This window comes from Acinetobacter sp. 8I-beige (assembly GCF_902505955.1).
GTDB classification, from domain to species: Bacteria; Pseudomonadota; Gammaproteobacteria; order Pseudomonadales; family Moraxellaceae; genus Acinetobacter; species Acinetobacter johnsonii.
This window is the reverse complement of record NZ_LR732790.1, coordinates 1483541-1495091: the sequence shown is the minus strand read 5'-3', so window position 1 is coordinate 1495091 and position 11551 is coordinate 1483541. Positions and strand designations below refer to the sequence as shown.

The 11551-nt window shown below is 41.7% G+C and carries 5 protein-coding genes; all 5 read left to right on the top strand.

Annotated features, from left to right (window positions below):
• Positions 1-5315, top strand: a 5315-nt coding sequence (locus GVX98_RS16805; RefSeq protein ID WP_216070680.1) for an S-layer family protein, incomplete at its 5' end; no start/stop codon positions are given.
• A 91-nt stretch (positions 5316-5406) separates the two neighbouring features.
• Complete coding sequence (locus tag GVX98_RS07065; RefSeq protein ID WP_004980250.1) at positions 5407-6492, top strand: glycosyltransferase; 1086 nt, start codon at positions 5407-5409, stop codon at positions 6490-6492.
• Complete coding sequence (locus GVX98_RS07060) at positions 6489-8105, top strand: TolC family protein (protein ID WP_159127641.1); 1617 nt, start codon at positions 6489-6491, stop codon at positions 8103-8105. The genes GVX98_RS07065 and GVX98_RS07060 overlap by 4 nt, the downstream gene beginning before the upstream one ends.
• The gene (locus GVX98_RS07055; RefSeq protein ID WP_004980244.1) at positions 8102-10237 is read left to right on the top strand and encodes a type I secretion system permease/ATPase; all 2136 of its coding nucleotides are present in this window, start codon (positions 8102-8104) and stop codon (positions 10235-10237) included. The genes GVX98_RS07060 and GVX98_RS07055 overlap by 4 nt, the downstream gene beginning before the upstream one ends.
• On the top strand, positions 10234-11421 hold the full coding sequence (locus GVX98_RS07050) for an HlyD family efflux transporter periplasmic adaptor subunit (protein ID WP_159127640.1): 1188 nt from the start codon (positions 10234-10236) through the stop codon (positions 11419-11421). The genes GVX98_RS07055 and GVX98_RS07050 overlap by 4 nt, the downstream gene beginning before the upstream one ends.
• The last annotated feature ends 130 nt before the right edge of the window (positions 11422-11551 follow it).

Below are 11551 nucleotides of genomic sequence, written 5' to 3'. Positions count from 1 at the left end.
CTGATACAAACGATCTGATTGATTACCTTAAAGGTGCAGATGGTGCGACTGGCGCAACAGGTGCCACAGGTGCAGATGGTAAATCAGCATTAGAGTTGCTGATTGATGCGGGTGAGTTACCACCGGGTTCTGATACGAATGACCTGATTGACTACCTCAAAGGTGCAGATGGTGCGACTGGTGCAACAGGTGCCACAGGTGCAGATGGTAAATCAGCATTAGAGTTGCTGATTGATGCGGGTGAATTACCACCGGGTTCTGATACAAACGATCTGATTGATTACCTCAAAGGTGCAGATGGTGCGACTGGCGCAACAGGTGCCACAGGTGCAGATGGTGCAACGGGTGCCACAGGTGCAACTGGATCTACGGGTGCCACGGGCGAAACTGGTGCTACAGGATCTACGGGTGCCACAGGTGAAACTGGTGCTACAGGTGTAAGTGGATCTGCTGATTTGATTACAGGCATTACTTTAAATGCCGATGCAAATGCAAATGGAAAACTCAGTCAACGCGAGCTTTTAGATGGGCCAAATACAATAACGATTGCATTGGGTACAGATGCCAAGGCAAATGATGTCATTGTAGTAAATGGGGCTCCGTATGTGCTTACTCAACAAAATATTGATGCAGGAGAAATAGAAGTTTCTGTATCTGTATTGGAAGGGTTAAATTTTATACGTGTTGATGCCTCAAATAGCGATGGTCAGACAGATGTAGACTTTAAATTCTTTGAAGTCACTGATGGGAACTATATTGGTGATGTGAATGTCATAAGTGATACGAATGGAAATAACATTATTGATAATACTGAGCTAGGTTTGGGCAGTACAATCGATGTTCGTGTGCAGATTGGTGACGATGTCCGCGTAGGAGATGTTGTTTCTTTGGGCGGCGTAGAACATACAGTAACGCAAGCAGACATAGATCAAAAATACGTAGAATTTCTAGATGTACCTGTAACGCAAGGTCAAACTGAGACGCTAGATGTTGATATTAAATCTAATACAGGGACCGAGTTGGATGATGCATCTAAAGATATACAGATTGATGGAGCGGCTCGTAATATTGTGGAGTCTATTGATTTCCCTGATGATTTAGATAACAACAGCACGCTGAGTGGACAAGAACTCAATGGTAAAAACAATACACAAATTCAAATTACTTTAGGAGCCGATGCTCAAGTTGGAGATATTGTTGTCGTTAATGGTGACAAATATGTTCTAAGTCCGACGGAAGTTACGAATGGAACTTTAAATGTCAATGTTTCGGTACGTGAAGGTCAGAACCCAATCGAAATTAGTGCAACAGATGAGTGGGGTAATGTAGATCGAATTTCTGATGCCATTGTTGTCGATGTTTTACCACCTGCTACACCAATACTTGCACCAACAGCAGTAGATGATGTTGAGCTTCAAACTGGAAATATTGCCAATAATTCTGTGACCAATGATAGTCGCCCTGAAATTACAGGGACTGGTCGAGTTCCAGGTGAAACCATTAATCTTTATGTCAATGGGGCGCCAGTCACTGGATCAGGAACACCAATTATCGTTCAGCCTAATGGTGAGTGGAGTTATACCCCAGCTGCGGATTGGATTGATAATGATTATGTTATTACATATACGGTATCTGACACCAACGGAAATACTTCGACTTCGTCACCATCATTAAGTTTCGAAATAGATACTGCTGCGCCAACAGGCGGTGCTGTTTCAATTGATACACCTATAGCTGTGGATGGTGTAGTTGACACAACCGAGGCGAGTGGCAATATCACGGTCACAGGAACGCTTACGATTTCAACTGATGCAGCCACTACAACAGTCATAGTTACTGTGAATGGAGCGGAGTATCCAGCAATAGTAACGGGCAATACGTGGACAGCCAGTATTCCGGGTAGTCAGTTTGCAGATGGTGCAGGAAATGTATCTGTAGAGGCTGTATTTACAGATCCTGCAGGAAATGCTTCACCTGCAACGGCTGATGCGGCTTATACCCTAGATATTCCAGCAGTACTGAATGATTCTGTACTTGCAGGAGTTGGTGTAAATCCACCTGTTACAGGCAGCACTGTTAAAACAGGTATAAGCCTAGCTATGGACAGTACCTCAGCGCCAGTAACGGCAGTTGATGGAGTCGGTAACCCAGTTGTACTCACTGTGGGTGGCGTTGCTGTGGTTTGGAGTGGGGCAGGAACAGCAGCAAGTCCTTTTGTTGCAACGGTAGCAGGTCTTGCTGAGCCAGTGTTGAGTATCACGATCAATAACAATGGCGACTATACGATTGTTCAAAACCATAGTTTGGATCATGCATTGGCTGGTGCAGACAAAATCACAATTACTGTACCTGTTCTCGATGGTGGTGTTGCGCATGATGTATTGATACTAGACGTTGTAGATGGTGTGCCTACTGCAGCGACAGATAGCACTGCTAACTTAACACAGCAAATCATACAAGGCGCAGATACGCTCGATATCAGCGTACCGCAAACTTACCGTGGCTCTGCTGTTGAAACTTTTGGTGGCGATTCAGAAGGCGCACATGTCAGTAAAGTAACTATTGAAGGTATCGAGTTTACTTATGATGGTACGACAGTGACAACACCTAATGACTTTGGTAACTCAGGTGTTGTTGCCTCACATACTGTAGTGGATGGTTCAGATACGTCTTTAGTGGTTACCACTGCTCGTGGTGAAACCATTACGGTGAATTTAGACACCGGAAATTATACTGTTGAAGTTACAGGTCAAGGTCTTGCAGTCAATGAAGCGCCTGAGGCGAACATTGCTGGCGCTGGTGGCTTACTTGGTGGCGGTATTATCAATGCGGATGCACTGGGCGTAATTGATCTTTCACAAACACAGACGTTCTCCGTTTCGGATACCAATGAGAACTTGACCAAGGTGAATGTTGGATATGAAACCTCTAATTTGAGCTCAGCATTAGATGTATTGGTTACACAGCAGTTGAATAGCGTTGTTGATGGATTAAGAAATATTCCAGGAGATATTTTAGGGTTAGGAGATGTAGTTGCTAATCTCTTGGAGGGTTTGGGTGTTACAGATCTTATAGATCAGTTAATTACAAATCCAAATGGTTTAATTGCAGGGATAGTAGCACCAGTTGTTAAGCCATTAACTGACTTGTTGAATGAGGTATTAAATGGCAAACTCGTTCTTGATTATGATGTTCAGATGGCAACTGAGTTAGGTTTAAAAGTTACAGCTGTTGCGGGTGATTATAATAATAACTTCAAAGCGAGCTTAGTCATTGAGTCGCTAACTGCTAATGGTGTCATTGACTCATTAGCTGTCAATCAGTTATTAGGGACAGTTGAAGCAACAGATAGTGGCGGTGGTTTGTTAGATCTACTTGGTTCAAATTTGAATCTACTCACTACTTTAAATCTACAAGCAACAGATCAGGCTGGGGCACTAAGCGCTCCAGAATCTCAAGATTTAACGATTCAGTTAGGGCTACTTAGTGATGGAATCCAGTCGAATACTACTGTGATTAAAGATAACGGTTCCAATCTTAACCAAAGTGGTGCGACATCGTCTGTTCAAATCTTTGGTTTAGATGGCGATGACACTATCACTGGCAGTAACTTTGCTGACATTATCCGCGGTGGTACTGGAAATGACACAATTAATGCTGGTGCAGGTAATGACATTATTATTGGTGGCAAAGGTGATGACACGCTTACAGGCGGCCTAGGTCGTGATGTCTTTAAGTGGGAGTCTGGCGACCAAGGCACGACTGTTACTCCTGCACGAGATACAGTCATCGATTTTGATATTCGTTCAGTTGCCCAAGGTGGAGACATTATTGATTTATCTGGGTTGTTGCCAAATGCAGACCGAGTAGGGACAAGTTCAGTCAACATTGGGGACTATGTATCGTTTGTTGAAGCAGCAGGCAATACAGAAATTCACATCAGCACTGCAGGGAATGGTGGAGTAGATCAAGTTATTGTTCTGGAAGGTGTAACTGGCTTTGTAGGGCAATTTGCGTCTCAAGATGAACTAATTTCTTACTTGCTTAAATCTGGAAAATTGGTGATTGGGGAGCAAACGGTTGACCAAGCTACTTATGATGCCATTAAAACGGATAATGAGCTAAATATTGGTATTGAAGTTAAAGATGGCGATGGAGATACCGATACCCATACTGTGGATTTAGGCGTGGGTAGTCTAGAGGATGCCAATCAATATCAACCTAACTTTGATCCAAATAATGTGGCTCCGGAGATTAGCCTAGAAGTATCTACGCTCTTAGGTTTAATCGGTGTAGATGCACTAGGTCTACTTGATCTAAGTCGCCAAGCTTATTCAGTTGTCGATGTAAACAACAACCTGCAACGTGTTGAATTGGTTTATCAACCTGTAGTTAATGTTGGCTTAACACGTGCTTACTTTACCGTAAGTACAGAGTTGGCTACTGAGCTGGGTTTGAAAGTGACCTCAGTGACAGATGGTGGTTTACTCAATCTACTCGGCTATAGCAATACACTCATTATTACGGCACTAGATGGTGGAACCATTAGTAACTTGGCTATTAATGAGTTATTGGCTGCCGTTGAAATGCATGCGGAAGATGGCACATTACTTACAGGTACTTTGTTAACTACAAATGTACTGAACTCAGTTTCAATGACAGCCATTGATAGTCAAGGTGCATCCTCAACGGAGAGTGGCGGTAGTCTAATTAATATCAACCTACTGGATAACTTCAGTAATGGTAGTGAGTTTATTTTTGAGGGTACGACAGGTGTAGATGCTTTAGACCAATCTACCGCAACCGATGGGGTGCGTTTATATGGTTATGCTGGTAATGACACATTAACAGGTGGTTCAGGCAATGACTTGTTACGTGGTGGCGATGGCGATGACACACTGATTGGTGGTGCAGGGAATGACTTACTGATTGGAGGATCAGGAAATGACACCTTCATAGGTGGTTTAGATAGCGACACCGTGTTGTATGAACTACTCGATAATCTAGGTAACGCGCCAACAGGTGGCAATGGGGTCGATACTTGGACTGACTTTACTGTTGGTGCAGGGGCGGACAAAATTGATGTTTCTGCATTGCTTGATGGACATCAGACTGCGACTAATATAAGTAATTATATCTCTGTGACAACTGATGTGAATGGACATGCAGTGATTGCAATTGACCGTGATGGCAGTGCAGGAGGTTTTGGTAAAGCAGATCTCTTGGTTCTCAATAATATCAATGCTATTGATTTGGGTGCTACTGCTGAGGATCAACTCAAAACACTGTTAGACAATAATCAAATCATTTTCTAAACAGAAGGAAATGAATAAAAAGGATGCTTTGTGGGTTTAAACACAAAGCATCTCTTCTCTATGTATTTGATGAATTGGATATAAGTAATAAATGAAAAAGCATATTCGCCTAAATATGATTGTTAAAAATGAGGCGCATGTCATCTTAAGATGTTTGGCGTCAGTTAAACCTTGGATAGATTCATGGTGCATTGTAGATACCGGTTCTAGTGACGGAACACAGGACATTATTCAAGACTATTTAAAAGACATTCCTGGGCAGTTATATGAACGGCCTTGGAAAAATTTTGGGTACAACCGTACAGAGGCACTACAGCTTGCAGTCTCAGAAGATCTGCCTGCTGCGGATTATCTCTTATTCATTGATGCGGATGAACAGTTACAAGCCGCTGAAGATTTTGTTTTACCTGCACTTACGGCGAAAGCCTATTATTTTCCAGTGATTTATGGCGCTTTGCGTTATCGACGCAATGCCATGATTTCTACAGCTCTAGAATGGACTTGGAAAGGGGTCATACATGAATACCTTCACTCACAGCAATTACACCGTTGGCAAACACTTGAAGGCTTGAACATATTTGTTCAGCATGATGGTGCTCGAGCAAAAAATAAAAATACATATCTCAATGATATTGCTTTGCTAGAACAAGGACTCATAGATGAGCCAGATAATTTACGCTATGTTTTTTATTTGGCACAAAGTTACCGTGATGCTGGGATGTTTGAAAAGAGTCGAGAGTTCTATTTAAAGCGGGCAGCTGCAGAGGGTTGGGAAGAAGAACGTTGGATGGCACAGCTACGTGCAGCTCAAATGGCTGATCGTTTGGGGTTGGATGAAGGAGTTGTACATCATGAATATTTAAAGAGTTGGATAGCTAAGCAACATCGTGCAGAACCACTTTACGAGTTAGCTCGTTACTACCGATTGAAAAAAGATTTTGATCTAGCTTGTTATTTTGCAGTTCAGGCAATTGATATTCCTGTACCAACAGATGGTTTATTTGTTGATGCTAGTGTCTATGAATGGCGGGCATTAGATGAGTTGGCTGTTTCAGCAACCTACTGTAAAACATATAAAAAGCAAGGCGGAGAAGCCATGCAAAAATTGCTAACAGAAAAAAAGTACCCAAAGACACAGCAAGTGCGCATGTTGGCAAATGAGAAATTTTATAAATGAAAAAAAAGGAAATGATTCGCTCTGAATCAAACTCTGGATCAATTTTTTTAAAGCACAAATGGTCTATTACTGGAAAAAAAACGCATCATGTTTGTATACTTAAGAGTTCTGGTCTTTGGCACTCATCCTTATATTTAAGTCTAGCTTTATTGCTTCCTGCAACATTCGCAAGTGCCAATACAGAGCAACCATCTTCAGTTAAAAGTAAAATCAGCCAAATATGGCAGCCTAAACCTGATGATCAAGCCAATACGATTAAGATTGATGATTTTAATCGTTTATTCATCAATACATCGTCAGTCCAAGAGTTACCCAAAATAAGAGCCGCAGTGACGACTGACATGCCAAGTCGTAGTGTAAGATCTGACGCTGTAGCAAAAAGAAGCCAACTGGATTTTCTAGATGCAATTCGGCAGGCACTGCAACGTCGCCCTGAAATTACTCAAGGCATTGCGGAAGTTGCTCAGCAGCAAGCAAATATTGATACCGTCAAATCACAATATTTTCCTCAAATTTCCGGAGGATTCAATACTGGCGATTTTACGACAGGAGAGCGTGGCCGACAAGTTTTTAGCATTTCAGCGACACAAATGCTGTATGACTTCGGCAAAATTAAAAGTGCCGTGACGGTAGAGCAAGCGAAACTGATGCAAGATCAGGCGCAGTTATTGCTTGAAATAGATGATATTTCATACCAAGTGGCGAATGCGATTGTGAACATCAAACGCTATGAAGAGCTTGTAAAAATTGCCGATCAACAAATCAGTGGTATTGGTCGTATCGCCGAAATTGCGAGGTTACGCGCACAAGCAGGTATTAGTAGCCAAGCAGACCCAATTCAAGCGCAATCAAATTTAGAAGCGGCACAATCGACTAAAGTGGTTCAGGAGGCGCAATTACATCAATACCAACAAAAACTAAGAACTTTATTGGGTTACGACGTTTCAAGTACCAATGTAAATATGCCAAGCTTTTTAGTTGAAAAAGCAGGGTTATACGATGAAATTGATTTTAATAACGTTTCAAAAATGATGGCCGCACAAACGGCAGTTCAGATTGCGAAATTTCAGAAGCAACAAACTAAATTAAATGTCTATCCAACGTTAAATATTAAAGGCAGCCTGAGTCAGGCGGTAAATGGGCGCAATCCAAATAATAACGAAGATGATGGTTTTTATAATTCAATCATGCTTGAAGCTTCAAGCACCTTTTTTCAAGGTGGCGCAGTTAGTGCGAGAAACCGTGCTGCTAGCTATGCAGAAGAAGCGGCTAAAGCACAAGTGAGTACCGTTTATTTAGATGTATTGGATCAAACTCGTTTGATTCAGACAGAAGTGGAAAGTAAGCAAAAGCAAATGGTGGTGCTTGCTCAACGACGTGAAACCACAAAACGAACCAAAGAGCTCTATCAAGAACAATATAAATTAGGAACACGAACTGTTGTTGACTTGCTCAATGCAGAACAAGCAATACATGGTGCAGCTCAGGAAATTGAGGCTGCGCGCTATGATATTTATGCGGCACTGATTCGATACATTGAAATTACTGGACGTAGTAGAGCGGTTTATCAGTTAAATAATACGCCTATTCAGGGGTTTGAGGTGGTGTCATGAGCAGTTCATTGAATTACCAACCATGGCTAAAAGCAGTGCTTCGTATTGCAAAGCATTATCGTATCGAAACATCAGAAGAACAACTTCGTTTGCAACTCAACTGGAATCAAAGTGATTCTATCGCGGAGACTTTGACACTCATAACCCGCCAACTAGGAATGAGTCTGCGTCAAGTGCCATTCAGTCAAGATTTACTCAACCCATGGTTGTTACCTGTCGTTGTCGAGTTATCAGATGGACAAGTCGCTGTAATTGAAAAAGCAGATTCAGATGGCAATATCAGCATCCAGTTCAGTGCTGACGAAGGGCTTACACAAACCTATACCATTACGAAACTACAAGAACATATTCGCTTTGTTTATATCATTCGACCTGAAAAATCGGTGAGTGATGTCCGGGTTGATGAATACATCAAGCCTTATGAAGCCAGTTGGTTTTGGGGCATCGTATTACAAGACTGGAAACGTTATATCGACATTATGTTTGCCTCTTTAATGGCGAATATTCTTGCATTAGCAACCGTCGTATTTTCTATGAATGTCTATGACCGTGTCATTCCAGCACAGTCAATCCCAACGTTGTGGGTGCTGGCAGGTGGAGTATTAATTGCTGCAATTTTTGAGTTTTCGATACGCGTTGCACGGGTTTTTTTATCGGACATTATTGGTAAAAGAGCAGATTTAAAAATATCGGATCGGGTATTTGGTCATGCTTTACGTATTAAAAATAAAGAGCGTTCAAAATCAACAGGTACATTTATTTCTCAAATTAGAGAATTAGACGGGGTTCGTGAACTGGTCACTTCAACCACCATTTCAGCAATTGCCGACTTACCTTTTTTCTTAATGTTCTTAGTTATTTTTTGGCTCATTGGCGGCAATCTGTTTTGGGTCATGCTCGTGGTTGTCCCCCTGATGATTTTGCCGGGTCTGCTGATTCAAAAGCCTTTAGCAAAACTGGCTAAAGAGGGTATGCGTGAGAGTGCGATTCGTAATGCCATGCTCGTTGAAGTGGTACAGGGTATTGAAGATATTAAACTGCTTAGAGCTGAGTCTCGGTTTCAAAATCAATGGAACCGAATGAATGAAATTTCTGCGGATATTTCTATGCGTCAGAGAAAGTTGGTAGGTGTTTTGAATGCATGGACACAGAAGATTCAAGGGTTAACCTTTGCTGTTGTCGTGTTAGTGGGTTGTTTTGCGGTCATGAAAGGTGAAATGACAACGGGGGCATTGGTGGCCTGTTCAATGCTGTCTTCTCGCATGCTTGGACCTATAGCTCAAATCACAGGTGTACTTGGCCGTTTCCAACAGGCAAAAGTTGCAAAAACGGGTCTAGATGAATTGATGAAACGAACGGTTGATCAACCCGATCGGGCGCATTTAATTCATCGTCCTGTGATCAATGGTGATTATGATTTAACAGATGTTAGCTTTAAATACAGCGATGGAGATGAAAAACCCAATTTACACATTGCTAAATTAGTCATAAGACCTGGTGAGAAGATAGCAATTCTTGGACGAAATGGTGCAGGTAAATCGACCCTATTACAGTTGTTATCGGGGATGCAAGAACCCACACAAGGCAAAATTAAACTTGATGGGCTTGAATTAAGACTGATTGATCCTGCAGATGTAAGGCGAGATATGGGTTTACTCAATCAAAATGCACATCTCTTTTTTGGCACAGTTCGAGAGAATTTGACGCTTGGAGCACCTCTGGCCAGTGATCAAGAAATTTTAAATGTCTTAAAAATTACAGGTGCACTCGATTTTATTCAAGCTAAAAAGGAAGGGCTCGATTTTCAAATTTTAGAAGGCGGTACTGGGTTTTCAGGTGGACAACGTCAGGCTTTGTTAATGGCGCGCTTATTGATTTGTCAGCCGAATATTTTACTGCTCGATGAACCAACGTCATTTTTAGATGAAGTCACAGAAAAACAATTAATTGATCATTTAAAGCACTGGTTAAGACCAAAAACTATGATTATTGCGACGCATCGTCGTGCGGTCTTAGAGCTTGTCGATCGGATTATTGTGGTGAATGATGGAAAGATCGTCATGGATGGACCACGAGATCAGATTCTAAATCAATCAAAACAACAAAAAACTGCTGAGGTGTTGAAGTCATGAGTCAAACGGAGTCTAGTAAAAAAAGCGTTTCTGCTCTCAACTTTCAACCGCCTTTACCCAGTGTTAGCAAGTTCATTTGGGTGATTTGTATTGGATTACTTGTGCTGTTGGCTTGGGCATGGTTTTTTGAATTAGAAGAAGTCTCTACAGGCTCAGGTAAAGTCATTCCATCATCTAAAGAACAATCGATTCAATCCTTAGAAGGCGGGATTTTAACTAAACTGTATGTCAGTGAAGGGGAAATTGTAAAGCAAGGGCAAGTTCTAGCACAGCTAGATCCAACGCGTTTTGCTTCAAATGTAGGTGAGTCAGAATCACTCTTAATTGCGTCAAAAGCGACTGCTGCACGACTTCGTTCGGAGGTCAACGCTACTCCCTTGGTATTTCCAGAAGATGTGCTAAAAATACCAAAGTTAGTTAGTGAAGAAACTGCCTTATATCAATCTCGTCGTTCAAATTTAAATGATTCGGTATCTGGCTTAAGTCAGGCTTTGGTTTTGGTGGAACAGGAGCTTGCGATGACAGAACCTCTTGTCGCAAAAGGGGCAGCCAGTGAAGTAGAGGTACTTCGTTTGAAACGAGAGGCCAATGACCTTCGAAATCAGATGAATGATATCCGCAATCAATATTATGTTAAAGCACGGGAAGAATTGGCCAAAGCCAATATTGATATTGAAACTCAAGCACAGGTGATCAAAGGCAAAACGGATACCTTACAGCGCACTGTTTTTAAGTCACCTGTACGGGGCATTGTCAAAGAAATTGATGTCATGACCATTGGTGGTGTCATTCCACAAAATGGAAAGTTGATGACAATCGTTCCTTTAGATGAACAGCTTTTAATTGAGGCCCGCATATCGCCACGCGATATTGCTTTTATTCGACCAGATCAAGATGCTTTGGTGAAAGTGACGGCCTATGATTATTCAATTTATGGCGGTTTGCATGGAAAAGTGACGATCATTTCACCAGATACATTACGAGACGAAGTCAAACAAGATCAGTTCTATTATCGTGCTTATATCCGTACAGATTCAGATAAACTCATCAATAAGCAGGGTAAACAATTTAATATTACACCGGGTATGGTGGCAGTCGTGGATATTAAAACAGGACATAAGACAGTGTTGGACTATTTAATAAAACCGTTTAACAAAGCCAAAGAGGCACTGCGTGAACGCTAATATCCATCCACTGTTTTGAAACAATAAAAAAGCCAACGCATGTAATGTCATCGTTGGCTTTTTTATTAAGTTACGGGTTTTAAGGATAAGCGTTAGAGCTGAAAATTTGCCTGAGATAGACGCTGTTTTA